The organism is Jeotgalibacillus haloalkalitolerans, from assembly GCF_034427455.1.
Classification (GTDB): Bacteria; Bacillota; Bacilli; order Bacillales; family Jeotgalibacillaceae; genus Jeotgalibacillus; species Jeotgalibacillus haloalkalitolerans.
Genome location: NZ_JAXQNN010000009.1, coordinates 23,047 through 42,463, shown reverse-complemented (window position 1 = coordinate 42,463; position 19,417 = coordinate 23,047). Strand labels below are relative to the sequence as shown.

At 45.9% G+C, this 19,417-nt stretch carries 18 protein-coding genes and 2 tRNA genes; 2 read left to right on the top strand and 18 right to left on the bottom strand.

The features are described from left to right. The 3 genes from hpt to spoIIE all read right to left on the bottom strand — a co-directional run bounded on the left by hpt (nucleotide 1) and on the right by spoIIE (nucleotide 4,416). Nucleotides 1-549 (bottom strand): hypoxanthine phosphoribosyltransferase, encoded by a 549-nt coding sequence (gene hpt / locus UFB30_RS16285; RefSeq protein WP_039806191.1) that lies wholly within the window; start codon nucleotides 547-549, stop codon nucleotides 1-3. Between the two features lie 23 nt (nucleotides 550-572). Continuing rightward, complete coding sequence (tilS, locus tag UFB30_RS16280; RefSeq protein WP_322422732.1) at nucleotides 573-1,937, bottom strand: tRNA lysidine(34) synthetase TilS; 1,365 nt, start codon at nucleotides 1,935-1,937, stop codon at nucleotides 573-575. A 70-nt stretch (nucleotides 1,938-2,007) separates the two neighbouring features. Beyond that, nucleotides 2,008-4,416 (bottom strand): stage II sporulation protein E, encoded by a 2,409-nt coding sequence (gene spoIIE, locus UFB30_RS16275; RefSeq protein WP_322422731.1) that lies wholly within the window; start codon nucleotides 4,414-4,416, stop codon nucleotides 2,008-2,010. A 193-nt stretch (nucleotides 4,417-4,609) separates the two neighbouring features. Between spoIIE and UFB30_RS16270 the strand changes: the two genes are divergently transcribed. Next, nucleotides 4,610-4,686: transfer RNA gene (locus tag UFB30_RS16270), tRNA-Met, on the top strand. Between the two features lie 5 nt (nucleotides 4,687-4,691). Further along, nucleotides 4,692-4,763: transfer RNA gene (locus UFB30_RS16265), tRNA-Glu, on the top strand. Between the two features lie 645 nt (nucleotides 4,764-5,408). Here UFB30_RS16265 and UFB30_RS16260 read toward each other — a convergent pair. The 15 genes from UFB30_RS16260 to UFB30_RS16190 all read right to left on the bottom strand — a co-directional run bounded on the left by UFB30_RS16260 (nucleotide 5,409) and on the right by UFB30_RS16190 (nucleotide 19,409). Further along, complete coding sequence (locus UFB30_RS16260) at nucleotides 5,409-5,642, bottom strand: hypothetical protein (protein ID WP_322422730.1); 234 nt, start codon at nucleotides 5,640-5,642, stop codon at nucleotides 5,409-5,411. Continuing rightward, nucleotides 5,643-6,101: a DinB family protein gene (locus tag UFB30_RS16255; protein WP_322422729.1), complete on the bottom strand. Its 459-nt coding sequence runs from the start codon at nucleotides 6,099-6,101 to the stop codon at nucleotides 5,643-5,645. A 275-nt stretch (nucleotides 6,102-6,376) separates the two neighbouring features. Beyond that, nucleotides 6,377-6,826, bottom strand: a complete 450-nt coding sequence (locus tag UFB30_RS16250; RefSeq protein ID WP_322422728.1) for a S1 domain-containing RNA-binding protein — start codon at nucleotides 6,824-6,826, stop codon at nucleotides 6,377-6,379. Between the two features lie 121 nt (nucleotides 6,827-6,947). Further along, nucleotides 6,948-7,349 carry an FtsB family cell division protein gene (locus UFB30_RS16245; RefSeq protein ID WP_322422727.1) on the bottom strand — a complete coding sequence of 134 codons (402 nt, stop codon included), beginning with the start codon at nucleotides 7,347-7,349 and terminating at the stop codon, nucleotides 6,948-6,950. Between the two features lie 51 nt (nucleotides 7,350-7,400). Beyond that, a complete protein-coding gene (gene yabQ / locus UFB30_RS16240) occupies nucleotides 7,401-7,901 on the bottom strand; it encodes a spore cortex biosynthesis protein YabQ (RefSeq protein WP_322422726.1) in 501 nt (166 codons plus the stop codon). Continuing rightward, nucleotides 7,898-8,179 carry a sporulation protein YabP gene (gene yabP / locus UFB30_RS16235; RefSeq protein WP_322422725.1) on the bottom strand — a complete coding sequence of 94 codons (282 nt, stop codon included), beginning with the start codon at nucleotides 8,177-8,179 and terminating at the stop codon, nucleotides 7,898-7,900. The genes yabQ and yabP overlap by 4 nt, the downstream gene beginning before the upstream one ends. A 58-nt stretch (nucleotides 8,180-8,237) precedes the next feature. After that, nucleotides 8,238-8,498: an RNA-binding S4 domain-containing protein gene (locus tag UFB30_RS16230; RefSeq protein ID WP_041120784.1), complete on the bottom strand. Its 261-nt coding sequence runs from the start codon at nucleotides 8,496-8,498 to the stop codon at nucleotides 8,238-8,240. A 14-nt stretch (nucleotides 8,499-8,512) separates the two neighbouring features. After that, nucleotides 8,513-9,970, bottom strand: coding sequence for a bifunctional methyltransferase/pyrophosphohydrolase YabN (yabN, locus tag UFB30_RS16225; RefSeq protein ID WP_322422724.1), 1,458 nt, complete (start codon nucleotides 9,968-9,970; stop codon nucleotides 8,513-8,515). After that, nucleotides 9,967-11,541: a putative polysaccharide biosynthesis protein gene (locus UFB30_RS16220; RefSeq protein WP_322422723.1), complete on the bottom strand. Its 1,575-nt coding sequence runs from the start codon at nucleotides 11,539-11,541 to the stop codon at nucleotides 9,967-9,969. Before UFB30_RS16220 ends, yabN begins: the two co-directional genes overlap by 4 nt. A gap of 409 nt (nucleotides 11,542-11,950) precedes the next feature. Then, a complete protein-coding gene (gene spoVT / locus UFB30_RS16215; RefSeq protein ID WP_322422722.1) occupies nucleotides 11,951-12,487 on the bottom strand; it encodes a stage V sporulation protein T in 537 nt (178 codons plus the stop codon). 99 nt (nucleotides 12,488-12,586) lie between these two features. Continuing rightward, on the bottom strand, nucleotides 12,587-16,132 hold the full coding sequence (mfd, locus tag UFB30_RS16210; RefSeq protein ID WP_322422721.1) for a transcription-repair coupling factor: 3,546 nt from the start codon (nucleotides 16,130-16,132) through the stop codon (nucleotides 12,587-12,589). A gap of 56 nt (nucleotides 16,133-16,188) precedes the next feature. After that, entirely contained in the window at nucleotides 16,189-16,416 is a 228-nt protein-coding gene (gene fin / locus UFB30_RS16205; protein WP_041120779.1) for an anti-sigma-F factor Fin, read from the bottom strand. 67 nt (nucleotides 16,417-16,483) lie between these two features. Further along, nucleotides 16,484-17,047: an aminoacyl-tRNA hydrolase gene (gene pth / locus UFB30_RS16200; RefSeq protein WP_322422720.1), complete on the bottom strand. Its 564-nt coding sequence runs from the start codon at nucleotides 17,045-17,047 to the stop codon at nucleotides 16,484-16,486. Nucleotides 17,048-17,177: 130 nt separating this feature from the next. Continuing rightward, nucleotides 17,178-17,852: a 50S ribosomal protein L25/general stress protein Ctc gene (locus tag UFB30_RS16195; RefSeq protein ID WP_322422719.1), complete on the bottom strand. Its 675-nt coding sequence runs from the start codon at nucleotides 17,850-17,852 to the stop codon at nucleotides 17,178-17,180. 597 nt (nucleotides 17,853-18,449) lie between these two features. Beyond that, entirely contained in the window at nucleotides 18,450-19,409 is a 960-nt protein-coding gene (locus UFB30_RS16190; protein WP_322422718.1) for a ribose-phosphate diphosphokinase, read from the bottom strand. Nucleotides 19,410-19,417: the final 8 nt, after the last annotated feature.

Below are 19,417 nucleotides of genomic sequence, written 5' to 3'. Positions count from 1 at the left end.
TTACTCAGAATCTGTATAAATTTCAGGCTTCAATACACCGATGTATGGGAGGTTTCGATAACGTTCCGCATAGTCAAGTCCATACCCTACAACAAACTCATCCGGTACAATGAATCCAACATAATCTGCTTTGATGTCTGCTTTACGGCCACTTGGCTTATCAAGCAGTGTAACAATTTTGATTGATTTTGCTTTACGGTACTTGAACAGATCTACCAGGTAGCTGAGCGTCAGTCCGCTGTCGATGATATCTTCAAGAATCAGAATGTCACGGCCTTCTACTTTTGTGTTCAGGTCTTTGACAATTTTTACTTCTCCTGAAGAAACAGTGGAGTTACCATAGCTTGAAACATCCATGAAATCCATCTCAAGATAGACATCCATACGTTTGATCAGATCAGCCATAAATGGCATTGCGCCTTTTAATACGCCGACTGCAAGTGGATATTTATCCTGGTATTCAGCTGTTAACTCAGTGCCAAGCTCTTTGATTTTTTCCTGCAGCTGTTCCTCGGTATACAATACTTTCTCGATGTCTTTATTTAACACGAACAATGTCCTCCTAGAAGATCTTAATAGTAAATTAACGTATATGCAGCAGGCTTCCCATCAGACGGCGCCTTACGCAGTCCGGGAATCCAAAGTACACTTCCGTCAGCAGCCGTCACAATTGGGTGGCGATTCCGCTGGCTGAGTGGTACTTTCTTTTCTATAAAGACATCCTTTATCTTCTTTGACCCTTTGCCATCAGGCAGCCGTATCTTATCTCCATCCCTGCGGCTTCTCACCGTCAGCGGCATGAACGACTCAGATACATAATAAAGATCATAGTACGGCTTATCCGGCACGATTTCACCAGCCTGCACATCAAGCATATGCCGGTCAGGAAGTTCGATCAGCTGCTCCTTATCGATTAAATAAGAATAGGCTGCATCGTCTGTTTTACGCTGAAAATGAAAATAACCGTCTTGATAAGAACGGGTTACAGTCAATGATTCAGGCAGGTGCAGATCCCCTGACGGATGTGCCTGTTTCAGCAGATCCAGTATCGCGCGCGTATGCGCAGAAGATAATGATGTGGGTACTTTTGCATACAGATAATTTAATATTAGATGAATCATTCTTCTTTGTAAAGGAAGACCATAAGTACGAAATTTTTCTACTGAAAGATGGAAGCGTTCACTGCTTTTTGTGACACAGACGTCTTCAAGGGCTTTCACGGCCTCCTGTTCAAGCCACGCATTATCCTCACCAAGCTCTTCAGAAAAGCGTTCAAAGGCTTCATGCAGAAGAGGGTTTTCTTTTTTTAACAAAGGGATCACATGTCTTCTCAGCCTGTTTCTTGTATACGCATCACTTTCATTTGTCGGATCCCTTCTCGGCTCCAGATCATGCTGTTCACAATATTGTTCGATTTCACTTTTGGTCACTGATAAAAATGGACGAACCATTTTCCCCTCCGCAAAGGGTCTGACAGGCATAATTCCAGCTGCTCCGCGCATTGACGTTCCTCGCATCAGCCTGAATAAAATGGTCTCCACCTGATCATCTGCGTGCTGGCCGATCATGACGACATCAGCACCCGTTTCCTCCATCAGCTCTTCAAAATAAGCATAGCGGACTTTTCTCGCTGCTTCCTGAACGCCTTCCCCAGTCTGCTCCATTCTGCCTTTCACATCCGCAAGCAGGAGATGAAAGGGAATCTGATGGAGCTTACAATACGCTTTCACATAAGCTGCATCTGCCGCTGAGCTCCCCCTTAGCCCGTGGTCCACATGCACAGCCTCCACCTTTAAGTCAGGTCTGTTTTCCCTGAAAAAATGAAGCAGCGCTAATGAATCGGGTCCCCCTGAAACCCCGATCAGCACCTTATCTCCTGAGGAAACCATCTCATGTTTTTCGCAGTATGCCTTCACTTTTAAACGAAAGTCACTCATGCCATTACCCTTTCCTGATCCATTCTTTTCTCAATAGTATACAGGAAGATCAGGAAGGTCATGCAAATACTTAACCGGCAGTCCTCCTTAATGGAATAGCAGCCCACTTTGGCACCTGGTGATCAATTTTTACTGCCACCACTGTCATATCATCGTTAATTGACCCTCCCGCTGCCCGGACAGCTGCTTCTACAAGGAGGTCAGCAGCCTCCTGAGGGTCAGTTGTGACAAGCTCAGCAATCTGACGCCTCATCCAGCGTTCAGGGTTCTCAATCGAACGCAGGCCGTCAATCAGCCCATCACTCAGCATAAACAGCATATCCCCTGATTTTAACTGATGCTCTAATACATCCATCTCCATTTCATGAAAGAATCCAAGCGGCAGATTCGCAGCTTCAATCATCTGTATCTGCTTCCCGCGTTTCACGTAACTCGGTACTGCCCCCACCTTTAAAAACCTAGCCCTGGCATGCTGAAGATCAATCATCGCGAGATCCACAGTCGAATACATATCACTTGTTCTTTTCGCCGTTAAAATGGCATTGACCGACTTTATCGCAAGCTCCTCTTCAATTCCAGCCTTTAACATCTCCTCTAAAAGTCCAATGGTTTCTTCACTCTCTTCACGCGCCTTTTCCCCATTACCCATCCCATCGCAAATCGCCGCTGCAAACTTGCCTTCATGGATCGGAATTGCTGCACAGCTGTCCCCTGACACAAGTCCGCCGGCATAGGCAGCATGTGCAATCCCTGAAGTGACCTGAAAAGCTTTTGCTGACCTGAAAGTTGCGGCAGTGCCATAGTAAGGTGGCGGGAGATCCCCTTTTTGATGGACAATGACGGTCTCCTGCAAAATGGAAGAGAGCATTGGCGCAATCAGCTTGTCACACTCCCCGTGCTTCTCCTGAAACGGCAGCAGCACATCAAGGTCCACCCTCCCTGCTTCAAGACAGTGAATATCAATCTGGTCCGCTCGTACGCCATACGCATCCAGCTCCTGCAGAATTTTCTCCTCCTGTTCCCCATTCTGGATGGTTTCACGCTGAAGCTCATTGGCAAATTCACTCATGACATCCGCAAGACCCGAGAGCTGTCTCGCTACAAAACGGTTTCCTTCTTTCATATGCTGCTGCATCAACTGATTCACTGCTTTTTCCTGGTGGTAACGGTCAAATTCTTTTTCCATCAGGGCAGATTTCACGCAGTAGGACTTCCAGCCGGGCTCAGGCTCTCCGCGTTCTGCAAGCACACTCATCCATTCATATGTACGGTCAAAATGCTCAGACCAGCAGAATTCTTTTCTGAAGCACTGATCACACGTATACTTGGTCACACTTCCGATCATTTCATCAGCAGCTCCCGGATTTTCCTGGGCAGGCTCTATATCTGAAAAGCTGTCAGAAAGCTTTTTAAACATCGCTGAAAAATGCTCAACTTTTTCAGCCGTCACATCACGCACGCTTTTCGCATAAAGCTGCTGTTCTTCTGCATATTCCTCTGAACCCGGAATATGACGGGCAAGTGCACGCACCCAGCTCTGAGGCGTGATAAAAAGCAGTAAAGCAGCCACTGCAGACTCATATAATGAAAACTCCAGACGCAGGGCATTCTCCATCATTAAACCGGTCAGCATCGTGGCAAGCATTAATCCGATCACAACACCCACCCGGCCGCCGGACTTTAATAAGCCTCCGAGGAGACCCGCAACCGCCAGCAGTGCCACTTCCGGGATAAATGCAAAAGAAGCCAGACAGAAAAGTAATCCGATCACAACACCAGCCGTAGAACCGACCAGTGCCCCTGCAGACAATGCAGCAGCCAGCACAACATAGCGCGCTGCAATATGGCTAATCACCAGATCCCCGGCCATGAGTCCGGTCAGCCCGAGTGCAATAGAGGCGGCCAGTACAGAAAGCGCCACAAGCTCCTCATGTGAAAAAGCACTTCTTCGTCCTTTCGTCAGCACAAGGAAGCTCTGCAGGAAGATCAGCAGCAGCACACCTGTCATCGCTGCTTCCGCTAAAATATAGAAAGCGGTCATCCAATCAAGCGGCTGAACCGCCCAGGTGTATAAGGTTTTCACCAATGCGGTTACACCAGCTGCCAGGCCTGCAGCAACAAACTGGTTACCGGTGTACTTTCTTAACAGACCAAAACTGATATAGTACATCAGCAGAATCGTCGCTGTATACAAAGCCGGCAATAACCCCAGCGCAGCCGCACCTGCTGTTAATCCGGCAAATGTTTGAGGCGCTTTCTGGCGCTGCATGATCATAACCGCAGCAAAAAACGGAAGTGCAAAAGGCATAAACTGCAGCATCACAACCGCACGACCGAGCATAACTCCTGCTAACAGATGAAAGATCCCTTTTTCATACAGCCACTTCATCACGTTCACTTTTCTTACTTCTTTTTTACGTGTTCTCTTGAGAGATAGAGCGTTTGTTAGTTCGAAGTTTGCTTCATGCACATTTGCCATCTTGCAGGTCCACTCCTTCATTTCTTATTGCGCCTATTATAAAAAGGACAGAACAGAGGAGTTTGTCAAAAAACGTTTCACACAGCAAAAAACATTCGACGGATTCCTGCTTGAGAGGACCCTTAGAAATTTTCAAAAAAGATATTGACACTTATTGACGCGCTATGTATTATATAACTTGTGCTTCATTAATGGCGGCGTAGCTCAGCTGGCTAGAGCGTACGGTTCATACCCGTGAGGTCGGGGGTTCGATCCCCTCTGCCGCCACCATACGAGGCCCGTTGGTCAAGTGGTTAAGACACCGCCCTTTCACGGCGGTAACACGGGTTCGAATCCCGTACGGGTCATATTAGAAAAGTGAAAGGCGCTCGTTTAGCTCCGACAGACATAAGTCGCGGAGTGAGAAACGGGCGCCTTTTCCCGTTTTCACTGCGTGGCTTATGATCCGAGGAGCTAGCGCCTGGAACTGGACAAAGAAAAGCGGAAGCAGGCGTTTAGCTCCGACAAGCATAAGACGCAATGAGAGAAATGGGCGAACTTCCCCATTTTCTCATTGTGGCTTATGACTCGAGGAGCTGCCTGCTGAAGCTAGACAATACGAAAAGTGGAAGGCGCTCGTTCAGCTCCGACAGACTCAGGTCTGGGAGCTGGATGAGCGCTTTTTTGTATGCAGCGCGCGGCGGGTCCTGAAAAAGGTGATAGAATAAACAGTCGACATGACTGAATAACGCGATTGCTGATCGAATTAATTTTTAAGATGGTCGAAATAACCGCGGCATATCGAATCCTACAAAAAGGTGATGGAATAAACGCCAAAGCTGACGCAATCATCCTAAAAGATCATCGAATTAACCTAAAAGGTGACACAAATAAAACCACGCGACATCCGCTAAACCTTCCAGCCTGATGCAGCTTACCTATTTGTCACACGCCATCCCCGCCAGAAAACAGAAAAACAGCACGGAGTCACTCTCCCGTACTGTCTGTAACTGCTAACTTAACCGCTTATGCTCCTCTTCCACTCTGATCCCCTGCCGCAAATCCAGCTCCAATCGAAGCTTCTCCGTCTCAAGCATATAATTCTCGTGCTTCAGCTTCTCAAGCTCCAGCTGCTTGTCGATCATTTCATACTTACTTTGATTCTGTTTTCGAAAATGATAAGTAAGAATCGCCGTGAGCGGAATCGAAAACACCATCACGACTGAGACCAATGCAATCAGATCCATTTAGTTCACACCCCCGATCTGCTTCATATGATGACGATCATGCCCGGCAAAGCCAGTAATATAACCCGTCGTTGTCATCGAGTGATCCCCGATAGAAAACGTTGCTTTCAGCTTGTCCTGATCCATTGTACGAACCGTCTCCATTAAAAGTTCCCGTTCATTTCTGGCTTCGTCAATGATTTCATTTTGACTCAGACCACTGTCTGCTTTTTTCCACGACTGTTCATTAAACTGCTGAAAGTCAGGAAATTTTTCAAGCATGACACCCTCACGTATTTGCGGGATTCTATCGTCAAGTGTGTAATGATCCCAGGCGGCCATGTGCATGACAATGGCTGCCGGTGACCACTTCCCTTCTGCAATCGGCTGGAAAAATGCGTCGCTGTCCATTGCTCTTAAATCCTCAAGCCATGAAAAATAGTGCTGGTTATGTTCATCAAGCCATTCATCAATCGTCATCTTTATTCCTCCTCAATGATCCTACTGAATGTATTTCGACGTGCAATGGCTAATTCCTCTTTTTAACAGCATGACTTAGTTGAATTTGGATGCTTTACAACCTGGAGCTCAGCTGGCAGAAGTCACCGCGTGCATCAGGAGTTTGCAGCTATGCAGAAACAACAATAAGCTTTATCCTATCGAACGCAAAAAAGCCGGCGTGCTCTATGCACGCCGGCTATCTATCGTATGATCACTGTAATTGATGCCTTCTATAAAAACACTTTCGGCAGCTATTAACCTTTTTTCGCTCCGCGTCCACCGCGTTTTGATTCTGTGTGGCGCTTAAGAGAAGTCAGACGGTCTTCACTATCTTTAAGGAAACGAGCCATCTTTTGTTCAAAAGATTCTCCGCGTGGCGGTCCACCGGCATTTCCTCCGCGGCCTCCACCGCGCTGATCGTTTCCACGATTTGGTCGAGGGCGACTTTGACTTTGACTCTGCTGAGGCTGATCCTTAGCTTTACGGATTGATAAGCCAATCTTGCCATCGCTTTCTACGTTCAGGACCTTCACTTCAACTTCGTCCCCAACTGTCAGATGGTCATTGATGTCCTTGACATAATTATCCGCAACTTCACTGATGTGTACTAGCCCTGTTGAACCGCCCGGCAATTCAACGAACGCCCCGAAATTAGTGATCCCAGTCACTTTACCCTTTACTTTGCTGCCTACTTCGATTGACATAAAAAAAATGATCCTCCTTAGAATAAATAAAAAATAGACCTTACTTCCCATTATAGCCAAACAGAAAAAAGAGTGTCAACATCGTGACACTCAATCTGCTGTTTTTATTTTATCATATGCACTATTCAGCCGTGTCGTTCTGCTCTTTTTCAGCTGCCGGCTGGTCTTCAGGAATGGTGAAAATAATTTCTCCGCTATCAGAGAGGAAGTAATCCCGTCGTGCGAGCTTCGCTATGTATTCATCATCATTCAGCTTTACAATTTCATTCCGTAAATTCTCTTCCTGCTTATCCAGCTCGACAATTTTCTGCTCAAGTTGTGCTCTTTCAGTTTGTTTGTCTTCTAATACGCTGGCCTGCGTCACCATTGAAGAAATAAGCACACTGCTGACAACAGCTGCCACAATGAAAAAAGCAGTCAGGCGTCTGGTTAATCTTTTCCTGTGTGACTGTCGGTTATGTTCTTTTCTTTCATGTTCTGCTGTGTATTGATTTTCAAGTGATGTCACGCGTGGCTTTCCCATAACAACTGCTTACCCCCTTTTAATCAACGTGTGAATGCAAGTTCGATTTATTTATCCCCTATTATATAACAGATTAAGCCATATTTTTATCTTTTTCGCAAGAATTGACCATTTTTTTTGAAGAAACTGTGAAATAGGGTGAAAAGGCCTAGATATAAACGCCAGTAATCGAAATAGTACGATAAATAACAGCTTCACAACAGCCCATATCCCTTTAAAAGGAAGAAAGAGGATCGTAAGGATGGTAATCGTCAGCCAGGAAAGCCAGTTAAATACGCGGAGAGTCAGTCGCCTTGCAAGCTTCCAGTAGAGTGTGAATCCTGCCAGTAGTGCAACCAGCATGTAAAAGCGTAATTCAGCTCCATTCAGTTGAAACAGAAGGAGAAAAACAATGAGAGCCTGTCCGAGCCAGAAAAGCAGATCAGGGAAGAAGCGCCATAAACCCTTTTTCCCTCTGGTCATAAAGCGTTCGTAAAAAGTGACGCAAAATCCGACAAAAACACCTGCAGCCATCATACTGAGAAAAATCCGAAGCTGCTCTTCTACAATCATTTAAACAGTTTTCCAAGCAGCCCTTTTGAAGGTTCCTGGGCTTTACTGTCCAGGTAAAGAATATCATCAATCTTCCCTTTTAAAGAAACGAGGCCTTTATCCAGATCCAGGTTGACGAGCTTCAGACCGCTCCCTTTAATCGAAAGCATCCCTTCCACTGTTTCTATCAAAAACTCATCCTGATCAAAGCTTTCAAGTTGTTTGACGCCAGTCACAGATAGCTCAAGTCTTCCGATCATACGGACTTCGTGATCCTGACGTTTTTGTTCGATTGGCATGTCCTCACCCCGCATAAGAATTGAAACCTTAGCTCATTTTATGCCGGGTGAAGATTGATTATTCGTTCACACGCTCTTCTTTTTTTATCGTATACATCGTGCCGGCTTCTTCTTTTTTCGTTGTTTCCATCAGCCGGTCTACTGACAGGGTCACGATCCGCTGACCGAAGCGGATCACAAGCTCGTCGCCTTCCTTTACCGTTGCGCTTGCTTTTGCTGTATTTCCGTTGATCTGGATACGCCCCTGATCAGCCACTTCTTTTGCGAGTGTTCTCCGCTTGATTAAACGGGACACTTTTAAAAATTTATCTAAACGCATATGATCGACTCCTTTTACAGTCCGTGTTTTTTCGCCTGCTTCCAGAACTCATCAAGCTCTCCCAGGCTGAATGCTTGAAATGGTTTTCCTGATTCATTTACCCTGTCTTCAACAAATTGAAAACGGCTGATAAACTTCTGGTTGGCCATCATCAGGGCTTCTTCAGGGAAAATACCGTGAAATCTTGAGACATTGACGAGTGCGAACAGAACATCTCCGAATTCCCGGAGGCTTGCCTGCTTGTCTCCATTTGCCACTTCCTCCTGAAACTCCTGCCATTCTTCTTCAAACTTATCCCAGGCGTCTGAATGATCGTCCCAGTCAAAGCCTGCTTTTGCAGCTTTCTTCTGAATTTCATAGGCGTGAATCAGAGCAGGGAGACCGCTTCCGGCATGCTCAAGCAGCCTTGAAGGGGCACCACCCTTTTCTTCGTTTTTGATTTCCTGCCAGGCGTCTGTCACATCTTCAGCAGTCTCTGCTTCCGCATCTGCAAAGACATGCGGGTGACGGCGTACCATTTTAGCTGAAACTCCCTGAATCACGTCTCTGATATCAAAATAGCCGTCGTCTTCGCCGATTTGCGCGTGCAGCATGACCTGCAGCAGCACGTCGCCAAGCTCGTCAATCATTTCGTCAATGTCACCCCGGTCAACCGCTTCAAGGAATTCGTACGTTTCTTCAATCAGATAACGTTTCAGCGATTCATGGGTCTGCTCACGGTCCCACGGGCATCCGACCGGACTTCTTAAAATCTTAATGATTTCTTTAAGCTTTGAAAATTCCCCGTAGAAATCCTCTTCTTTTTCAAGCGGCGGTACATATACACTCGTCAGGTTGGAGAGCGCCATGCCGTGGTCAAGCTCATAAAGTTTTACTTCACGGATCTCTTCAGCAGCTGAACCTGCTGCAGTAATCACTTTTACAAGATGTTCATCCGGGTATTTATTCATCAGCTCTAGCTTCACATCAGAAGCTGTCATGCTGTCATATACCTGCCCGATAATCACGTGCTGGTCCGGTTTGACAGATTCGCTTTCAAGCGCAGTTCCATCAAGGAGCTGGAAGCCATCAACAGGATCAAACCCTGCTGCAGTGAACAGCGGATCCAGAAAGCTTTGTCCACCCTCAATGGTTAGCGTGATTTTTCCTTCTTTCTCAAGTGAAAGCAGGTTTTGGACGGTCTGCTCTGCCACTAACGGATGACCGGGCACTGCATACAGGACAGGCTCCGTTTCAGCCAGCTGAACGAGTTTTTCTGTAATATCTGCGTACACCTCTTCAAAACGGTCATGCGCTTCATAGATATGGTCAAACGATTCATATGTTACACCCTCTGCTGAAAGCTCCTCCAGCACAGGATGCTCTGCAGTGCGGACATACAGCTTTGTTGCTGCTGTCAATTTTTTATAAACGCCAAGTGGCAGCTGATTAAGATCTCCTGCACCAAGACCGATAACTGTAATGTGATTCAAGATGATCTGCCCCCTTTTTCGATTCTTATAAACAACCGGTCGATCTTCCGCCCAAACGGTATCTGACCAACCTCTTCTTTTGTAAACAAACTCCGGGACCAGCTGACCTTAAAGAATAAATAAGCGCCGATGATGGCTGCAGCGATGGAAGCAGCCCCTGATGAAATCCTTGTTTCAGGCGTCCATACCAGCAGTAAAAGCGTTACACCTGCTGCCATGACGATCAGGCCGGTCAGAAGACGAAGATAAAAAGGCTTGTACAGCCGTAAACCGATTTTTTTATATACTTTCACGATCAGAACAATCGCTACTGCCATTAAAGAACAGACAGTTGCAATTGCCGCTCCCCCGGTGCCATAAACCGGCACGAGTAAGACATTTAATCCATATTTTAAAACCAGGCTCCCTGCTGCGGTCCAGGCTGCAGTATGATAGCTTCCTGTTCCCTGCAGCACCGCGTTGACCGTCAAAATGACTGAGGTCAGAAATACAGCTGCCGCAAATACAGACAGCACCGCTGAGCCATCTTCATTTTGAAATAGAAACCGGTTGAGTGGATTCATGATACTGATCAATCCAACCGTTGCTGCAGCCCCAAAGACCAGCCCGGCTTTTACTGCAAGTGATGCTTTTTGCTTCACCTGACTGAACCTTTTCCGCTCATAATCTGACGCAATGACCGGTACAACCGCAAGAGACAGTGAAGTGGCAGCGACAACGCCCATCTGGACAATCGGCTGCCCCCTATCATAAATTCCTTTTAACACCTTTGCCTGAGCAGCGTCACCCGTATAGCCTGTCAGCAGTGCATAGACATTTAGTGCGTCCACCAGCTGATACAGAACAAGCAGCATGCTGACCATCGCAATGGCCGTCCCTCTGACAAGGAGCACTCTGAGCAGCGTCATATCCCCTTTTTCAAATGACAGCCGCTCTTTCTTTTGAAAAAAGTGCTTTTGGATAAAGAAGACGAGGACCAGAGCACCAGCTATGACACCTGCAATGGATCCGATTACCGCGCCTTCCCCAACGGTATACAACGAAGCACCCGCATTTGTCAGCAAAAATGCAGTACCGATTATCGCTATGACGCGGATCGTCTGCTCGGTTACCTGGGCGATCGCTGAAGGGACCATATTGCCATCCGACTGAAACCATCCCTTTCCGGCTGATAACACCGGAAGCAGTAAGAATGGCCACGCTGACAGCTCAATCAAAGGCTTTAGCTGCGGATCCCCCATAAAGTCTGCAATCAGCCCGGCGCCAATATATAAAACGGCAAACCACGCAAGCCCAACACCTGCTAAAAATAATGTAAGAAGCTTTAAGACTCTTTCACGCTCTGCCTGCCGTTCAATCAGAATACTTGAGACCATAACAGGAAAAGCATATGTACAAAGCGCGATAAACAGCCCATAAAACGGATAAATCTGCTGATAAATATAAAACCCCGTGTCTCCTGTCAGGTTTTGAAATGGTACCCGGTAGAGCGCACTGAGTATTTTCGAAAACAGCGCAGCAAATGTCAAAATCGCTGCGCCTTTCATCATTGTCTGAGACGCCTGCGACATTCGGCTGTCCTCGCTTTCAATTCGATCACTTTCACTGATTATTTATTATATCAAAGGGGAGCGGGAATGTCTTTTCAGGTCATATTTGGAGATGGAGATGGCGGATGTTGGCGGTTTTGGCGCGCGGACTGGTGGGTGACAGGGCCGGTGGTAAGTGAGGGTCGCCCGGGGGGTCGATAAAACGAAAAGGTGATTGAATTAATCTGAAAGATGATGGAATTATTCCAATTGCTGATGTAATTCCACCGCTCAAAACAGGGGGCGGCAGAATCAACTCAAAAGGTGACGCAATAAATGTTCGAGGTGTCATATATGTTTAAAAACGTGAACGAATTAGCCGCCGCCAGACACAACCGTCACCACATCGCCAGACAGTCTAAAAAAACCATATCCGGCGAACCGGATATGGTTAAGTTTCCATCTGACGCCCTAAAAAGCGGGCAGCTGTCTCACATACCTTCAGATCCACCTCTGTGAGCGCATGATCCTTTGAGAATACAAGAACTGCGCCAATCGGATCGCCGGAAGCAATAATCGGAGAGGCAGCCAGTGAAGCCAGATCCTCTTCATTATGCTCAACCAGCTCAATCGAGAATGGTTCTTCTTTCATCATCGTTTTTCTTGCGTCCATCATCTCTTCAGTGTGAGAGCTGATTCTGCGGTTTAAAAACTCTTTTTTCGAAGCGCCTGCTACTGCGATAAAATGATCTCTGTCACAAATTAATACAGCATGGTGCAGGCTGTCATATAGGGATTCCGCATATTCTTTTGCAAAGTTGCCAAGCTCGTGAATCGGCGAATATTTTTTCAGGATGATCTCACCGTCACGGTCTACAAAGATTTCAAGCGGATCTCCTTCACGGATCCTTAACGTACGCCTGATTTCTTTTGGGATCACAACGCGTCCCAAATCATCAATCCGTCTCACTATACCAGTTGCTTTCATCAGACTCTCTCCTTCTTTTACAGCTGCTTTTAACGATAGTATCGGGTAAATCCTGAGATTTATACGATTTATTAAAAGTTTTTGTAAAAGAAAGTCATGTTAAGCAGATTTTTTCAATGTTTCAGGCAGACGTGAGAGCACGTGGTGGATCATTGAAAACCATGCTTCAGGCTTCTGGCCTTTTATTTTAAAGGTGATTTTCAGTCTGTTATTTTCAACGCCGAGCCCTACATTACGCTTATATTCATTGGTAATATCAAACGCTTTGGCGCCATCTACTTTTTGTGTTCCGTCTTCACTTAGCTCAATTTTCACTTCATCTTTGGTCTGGTTAATTGTCTCAAGCCCGACTTCGTAGCCGTATGCCTTAATTTCTGCGATCTGGAACAGGTTATGGACCTCATCCGGATAATCACCAAAACGGTCGATCATTTCATCCTTCAGTTCAATGACCTCATCGATTGTTTTCAGACCACGGAATTTCTTGTACATCTCAATCTTCTGATGGCCATCCGGAATATAGCTCTCAGGAATATACGCATCCTGCTTGATATCCAGGTCAATCTCAACAGCCTGCTGCTTTTCGCGGTTGTCATCTGAATGATCTCCAGGCAGCAGATCCTTCCGTTCTTCAATCGCATCTTTCAGCATCTGTGAATACAGATCAAATCCGACTGAGTCAATGAATCCGTGCTGCTGGGCACCTAACAGATTACCGGCACCCCGGATACTTAAATCACGCATAGCGATTTTAAAGCCCGAGCCCAGCTCTGTGAATTCTTTAATGGACTGCAGGCGCTGTTCAGCTACCTCTGTGAGCACCTTGTCTTTGCGGTAAGTAAAATATGCGTAAGCAACGCGGTTCGAACGGCCCACACGTCCTCTCAGCTGATAAAGCTGCGATAAGCCCATCCGGTCAGCATCAAATACGATCAGTGTATTTACATTTGGAATATCGACACCTGTTTCAATGATCGTGGTTGTGACAAGCACATCATATTCACCTTCAAGGAACTGAAAAATGACAGATTCAAGCTCTGTTTCAGTCATCTGTCCATGTGCAACGGCAACGCGCGCATCCGGGACAAGTGATGCAATTTCATCCGCTTTTTTCGTAATATCCTCGACCCTGTTATAAAGGAAGTAGACCTGTCCGCTTCGTGCCATTTCACGTTCAATCGCTTCGCGGATCAGCGCACCGTTATATTCCATCACATAAGTCTGGACAGGGAAACGGTTCTCAGGCGGTGTTTCAATGACTGAAAGGTCCCTCACGCCAAGCATCGACATATGCAGCGTACGCGGAATTGGCGTCGCTGTCAGTGTGAGTACATCAATATTTGTTTTCAGCTGCTTGATTTTTTCTTTATGGGTTACCCCAAAGCGCTGCTCTTCATCAATGATTAAAAGGCCGAGATCACGGTATTTAATCTGTTTTGACAGCAGACGGTGTGTGCCGACGACAATATCAACAGACCCTGATGCGAGCCCTTTCATCGTCTCTTCCTGCTGCTTTTTCGTTCTGAAACGGCTCAGCAGACCGACGTTCACAGGGAATTCCTGCATCCGCTCAATCATTGTTTCATAGTGCTGCTGGGCAAGGATTGTTGTCGGGACGAGGATCGCCACCTGCTTACCATCCATCACCGCTTTAAATGCAGCACGAATCGCGACCTCGGTCTTACCGTAACCCACATCACCGCACAGCAGGCGGTCCATTGGGCGGTCACGCTGCATATCCTTTTTGATTTCTTCAATTGAACGCAGCTGATCCTCTGTTTCTGAATAAGGGAACGCTGCCTCAAAATCTCTTTGTTCAGCAGTGTCTTCACTAAAGCCGTAGCCTTTTGCCGTTTCACGTTCTGAATAAAGCTTGATTAAATCATCTGCAATATCAGCAACTGTCGATTGTACCTTGGATTTAACACGCTTCCATTCAGACCCGCCAAGCTTGTACAGCTTTGGCTCCTTGCCTTCAGATCCAACATACTTCTGGACCAGGTCAATCTGGTCAACAGGTACATAAAGCTGGTCGTTCCCTTTATAGTGAATATTTAAGTAATCCTTGTGTAGACCATTGATTTCAAGTGTTTCAATGCCGAGGTATTTACCGATACCATGGTTGACGTGAACGACAAAATCCCCGACCTTCAGTTCAGAATAACTCTTAATCCGCTCAGCATTTGAAAGCTTTTGACGGCGCTTTTTCTTTCTTGTTTTCTGACGGAATAATTCCTCTTCCGTCATCACAGCCAGCTTATTCATTGGAAGCTCAAAGCCTGACTGCAAAGAGCCGCTGACAATCTGCACGGTATTTGGAATGAGCGGCTCTCCCTCTTTTACAATGACCGCGTCAATCTCATAATCAGCCAGCACCCGCTCAAACTTATCAAGGCGCTGTCCATCCGGTGCAAGCATCACGACTGTGAATTTACCTTTCTTCCATCTATCAATCTCTGCTTTTAACAGATGCATCTGACCGTGGAAGCTCTGCATTGGCTTACAGGAGAAAGAATGAACCTTCTTTGGGTTCATATGTGCAATTTTTCTTGTAAAAAGGGAGAAATACACCTTCTGACGCTTTTCAGTCATCAGCGCTGACAGGTTGTGTGAAACCTGAATATCATGCAGCATTTTGCCTTCTTCAAGAAGGGATACGAGCCAGTCTCCCTCTTCATTTTCAAGCGTCTCATCCATTTCAAAAATACGGCTGATTTCATCGAACATCACAAGCCCGTCTTCAGGCAGGTAATCAATCAGACTTGCAGGCTTTGAATAGGCAAGAGACTGATATTTAAATAGCTGGTCCGGCTTACGGCCATTTTCAAGCAGATGAATATCATATTCTGTCTGCTCTGCCATTGTTTCTTTTACCGCTTTACGCTTCACTTTTTTAAGGCTTGTCTTCAGCCGCTCTCTCAGTTCATCAGCGATTTTCCCAAGCATCGGTCCTTCCATGATCAGCTCACTGGCAGGCCCAACGGCCACTTCCTGAAGTGTTTCAATCGAACGCTGATCTTCTGCAGAGAATGTACGAATGGAGTCTACTTCAGTATCAAACAGCTCAACTCTGACAGGGTCTGAAGTCAGCGGATAAATATCAAGAATCCCGCCGCGCATACTGAATTCGCCCGGACTGCTGACCATATCCGCGCGGTGATAACCCATTTTGATTAAAGCTGAAAGCGTCTGATCCACATCAATATCTTTTCCAATCGTCAGGGTGAACTGATGGTCGACCCACTGATCTTTAGGTGGAACGATCTTTCTGAGTCCGGCCATCGGCACAATATAGACACCCTGACCATTTACAGCCAGATGATTCATTGCTTCAAGACGCTGCGCTAAAAGCTCAGGACTTGCAATACTCATTTCTGCAGCGATCAGTTCATTTGCCGGGTACATATAAAGCGCATCTTCACTGATTGACTGGGAAAGGTCGTCATATAATTTCTGAGCGCTCAGCAAATTAGGCGTCACGATCATCATCGGACGCTTGTACTTTTCATATACCGCTGCCATAAATGTACTTCTTGCAGATCCCGAGAGCCCGGAAAGCAGCTGCTCCCCGCGCTCCTGATCCAAATCTTCTATCACGGACCTGATTTGCTGGTCCTTTATTAAACCGTCTACTAACGTTTTCAAGTTGTTCTCCTCCCGGATATAAACAGAAAAATGCCTTGGATCAGCATCCAAAGCTTTTACTGTATAAATTGATCCAGTTCATGAAAATCCGGATTCCGTTCTAGGGACTCCTGGCAATCCTCACAGATCGTCTGGATATGAACATGTCCTTCTGTATAGGATATCATGTTTCGACGCTCCTCTGCTGAAAGAGTATGCAACCCGAGTCTTTCTGCATCCATCAGCGGCGAATCAATTGTGCCGATCTCACTTCTGCAGTGGCGGCAATGATAATGAACAGCCAATCCTGTCATCTCCCCTCACGTCTTTGCTGATAGTCTAGTATAAGCAGAAACGTGTGAGGATATTCATTTAACCACCGTTAAATTCGTTCATGACTTCTAAAAACGGTTTTTCTAAAAACCGCTCGCAGGCATCTGCACTTTTCGCAATCACCGGTTCCATTTCAGCCCATTCTTCTTTTGAAAAACGGCTCAATACGTAATCAGGCACCTTCATACCGCGTGGCGGGCGGTCGATCCCGATCCGGATTCTGTTAAATTCCTGCGTGCCGAGGTGGGCAATGGTACTTTTAATCCCATTATGTCCGCCCGCACTTCCTTTTTGACGCAGGCGCATTTTGCCCATTGGAAGATCAAGGTCATCATAAATAACGACAATTTCCTCAGGCTCAATTTGAAAATAGTCCATCAGCGGTCTGATGCTTTCGCCTGACAAATTCATATACGTAAGCGGCTTCAGTAAAATCACTTTTTCACCGTTTACAATTGTTTTGCTGAACACACCATTGAATTTACTTTGCATGAGCGGCGCATTCCAGCGGTCAGCGAGTTCGTCAATGACTTCAAAACCGATATTATGTTTTGTCTTATCGTACGGCTTACCGGGATTCCCGAGACCGATCATTAATTTCATTATTTACACCTCTGTATACGTTCAAACATTTTTTTCGTAAATACTCTTACTTATTCTAAACGATAAGAAGCGCAACCTCCACAAGAAAGGTTGCGCTGATTGAAATGGTTCAATTGATCATTAAAAGATTTTATGCTTTCTCTTCAGCTGTTTCAGATTCGCCATCTGCATCTTCAGTGCTTTCTCCGCCTTCAGCGTCTTCAGCACCAGCTTCACCTGCACCAGCTTCTTCTTCAAGCTCTTCAATTTCTTCTTCTGTACGAGGCGCAAGGACAGATACAATTGTTTCATCGTCCTCGTGGTTAATCGTTACGTCATATTTGCTGCGAAGCTCTTCAACGCTGAATGATCCGCCGATTTCAAGTTCAGTTACATCCACTTCGAATGCTTCCGGAATGTCATTTGGCTTCGCTGAGATTGAAAGCTCGTGAAGTACAGTCTGTACAACGCCGCCTTCTTTCGTGCCAGCCGCTTCACCTACAAGGTGTACTGCTACATCTACTGTTAACTCCTCAGACATATTGACTGCAAGGAAGTCAGCGTGAATGATTTCATCCTTCAGGAAATCGCTCTGGTAGTCACTCAGGACAACCTTTTGCTTGTTCCCTTCGATATCAAGTTCGATAATTCCGTTACGTCCTACTTCACGGATTGTTTTAACAAGATCAATCTCATCTACTGAGATCGCTGTATTTTCTACTTTATAACCATATACAACTGCAGGCAGTTTTCCTGCATTGCGAAGCTCTGTTAAATCAGAATTCTTAAAACTCTCTCTTTTAGTTGCTTTTAGTACTGAACTCATGTCTAATCACCTTCCAAAGTTAATTTCAATTTTTTGATTTTGGCTTTGTTAAAAAAATGTTGATTTTCACTTTAGGCAGATCGTATTCTACAAACCCTTAACAAAGCTTTCATTTTAAATGTCCATATACTACATTACCCTGAGAACATCCTGTTAAACCCCCAAAAGGTTAGAAATTTTGTTGGAAATCTGTGTTAAATCAGACTTTGTGGCACTTTTATGCATAAAAAAACAACAGGCTCTCTCTTCTGGACGCCTGTTGTTTTTGTGTAATTTGGGATGTCCAGATTACGGTATGGAGTTGCGGATGAACAGATGGATGTTCATCTTTTGGCGGGCAGGGGCTAGCACGTTTCCTTCAGCTCTGTCCGATAAGTCAACATCAGCTCACTGCGTTCACTGTGTTTCCTTTATCTCAATCCGCTTCAGTCCACCGCATACGCCCCTAAACGCTCACTTACGCTTTTCTATCTTGTCCAGCTCCAGGTGCTAGCTCCTCGGGTCATAAGCCACGCATCGGTAAACGGGAAAGGTCACCCGTTTTCCGCTCCGCGTCTTATGCCCGTCGGAGCTGAGCAAGCACCTTACGCTTTTCTTTTAATCAAATAACATACTTACAGACTGCTGCTCGTATACGCGGATGATGGCTTCGCCGAGCAGGCCTGCTACTGAAAGTTCTACAATTTTACCGCCCTGTTTTTCTTCTGACAGTGCAATTGAGTTTGTTACAACCAATTCTTTGATGGCAGAGGCATTAATGCGCTCCATTGCCGGCCCTGAAAGTACAGGGTGTGTACAGCTTGCGTAAACTTCTTTGGCACCTACGTCCATCAGTGCGTTTGCAGCAAGCGTGATGGTACCTGCTGTATCAATGATGTCGTCAATCAGGATACATGTCTTGCCTTCAACGTTACCAACGATGTTCATGACTTCTGATACGTTTGGTTTTGGACGGCGCTTATCAATGATTGCGATTGGCGCTTTAAGGTATTCAGCCAGTTTACGCGTACGTGTTACGCCACCGTGATCAGGTGAAACGATCACCAGTTCATCAGGATTGAAGTTCTTTTGCATAAAGTATTCAGCGATGATCGGCACGCCGCGCAGGTGGTCAATCAGGATATCAAAGAAGCCCTGGATCTGCGGTGCGTGCAAGTCAAGTGTGATGACACGTGTAGCGCCTGCAGTTTCAAGCAGGTTTGCAATCAGCTTTGCAGTGATCGGCTCACGTGCACGTGCTTTACGGTCCTGACGCGCGTAACCATAGTACGGCATTACAATGTTAATCGTTTTCGCAGAAGCACGCTTCAATGCGTCGACCATAATTAACAGTTCCATTAGGTTTTCGTTGACTGGACTTGAAGTAGACTGAACGACAAACACATCACAGCCACGGATACTTTCTTCGATATTAATTTGAATTTCTCCGTCGCTAAAGCGTGTAACTGAACATTTCCCAAGCTTGGTTCCAATTGACTCTGCAATATCCTCTGCTAACTTATGGTTTGAATTCAGTGAAAAGATTTTTAATTTAGAATTGGCGTATTCAGTAGACATGACAGCCT

Excerpts from the sequence above, each read along its gene's own strand:
- tilS (WP_322422732.1), bottom strand. The coding sequence starts at position 1,937 with ATGAGTGACTTTCGTTTAAAAGTGAAGGCATACTGCGAAAAACATGAG.
- spoIIE (WP_322422731.1), bottom strand. The coding sequence starts at position 4,416 with ATGGCAAATGTGCATGAAGCAAACTTCGAACTAACAAACGCTCTATCT.
- UFB30_RS16260 (WP_322422730.1), bottom strand. The coding sequence starts at position 5,642 with ATGGATCTGATTGCATTGGTCTCAGTCGTGATGGTGTTTTCGATTCCG.
- UFB30_RS16255 (WP_322422729.1), bottom strand. The coding sequence starts at position 6,101 with ATGACGATTGATGAATGGCTTGATGAACATAACCAGCACTATTTTTCA.
- UFB30_RS16250 (WP_322422728.1), bottom strand. The coding sequence starts at position 6,826 with ATGTCAATCGAAGTAGGCAGCAAAGTAAAGGGTAAAGTGACTGGGATC.
- UFB30_RS16245 (WP_322422727.1), bottom strand. The coding sequence starts at position 7,349 with ATGGGAAAGCCACGCGTGACATCACTTGAAAATCAATACACAGCAGAA.
- yabQ (WP_322422726.1), bottom strand. The coding sequence starts at position 7,901 with ATGATTGTAGAAGAGCAGCTTCGGATTTTTCTCAGTATGATGGCTGCA.
- yabP (WP_322422725.1), bottom strand. The coding sequence starts at position 8,179 with ATGCCAATCGAACAAAAACGTCAGGATCACGAAGTCCGTATGATCGGA.
- UFB30_RS16230 (WP_041120784.1), bottom strand. The coding sequence starts at position 8,498 with ATGCGTTTAGATAAATTTTTAAAAGTGTCCCGTTTAATCAAGCGGAGA.
- UFB30_RS16220 (WP_322422723.1), bottom strand. The coding sequence starts at position 11,541 with ATGTCGCAGGCGTCTCAGACAATGATGAAAGGCGCAGCGATTTTGACA.
- spoVT (WP_322422722.1), bottom strand. The coding sequence starts at position 12,487 with ATGAAAGCAACTGGTATAGTGAGACGGATTGATGATTTGGGACGCGTT.
- pth (WP_322422720.1), bottom strand. The coding sequence starts at position 17,047 with ATGAAATTAATGATCGGTCTCGGGAATCCCGGTAAGCCGTACGATAAG.
- UFB30_RS16195 (WP_322422719.1), bottom strand. The coding sequence starts at position 17,852 with ATGAGTTCAGTACTAAAAGCAACTAAAAGAGAGAGTTTTAAGAATTCT.
- UFB30_RS16190 (WP_322422718.1), bottom strand. The coding sequence starts at position 19,409 with ATGTCTACTGAATACGCCAATTCTAAATTAAAAATCTTTTCACTGAAT.